This window comes from Caulobacter sp. CCH9-E1, from assembly GCF_001556515.1.
GTDB lineage: Bacteria > Pseudomonadota > Alphaproteobacteria > Caulobacterales > Caulobacteraceae > Caulobacter.
In genome coordinates, this window is sequence record NZ_LSJA01000193.1 from 1 (window position 1) to 309 (window position 309).

Below are 309 nucleotides of genomic sequence, written 5' to 3' on the forward strand. Positions count from 1 at the left end.
CGTATCGAGCTCCCCGGTGGTCGCCCACCTTCAACGCCAGTCACTCGAACGGGGCGGAAAATACGGGGGCGAGCGGGGGAGTCAATGCGGCGACCTCTGAAGCCCCCTTCCCCTTGATGGGGAAGGGCCGGGGATGGGGTGACTGGTGAGGTGGCGGCGGTGCGCGGCCTTGACCGCTGGAGATCACCCCACCCCTACCCCTCCCCATCCGCCAACGGAGGGGACGTGATTGTTCGGCTTCACGCGGCTGGCCGCTGAAGGTGACGGGGAGGCGACGGAGCGGCCGGGCGAACCCGGAGACCGTAAGGT

1 pseudogene is annotated in these 309 nt (G+C 68.9%); it reads left to right on the forward strand.

The window, feature by feature from the left end:
- Nucleotides 1–116 precede the first annotated feature (116 nt).
- Nucleotides 117–209: pseudogene (locus tag AX690_RS24245) on the forward strand (hypothetical protein); the annotation flags it as partial.
- Nucleotides 210–309 lie beyond the last annotated feature (100 nt).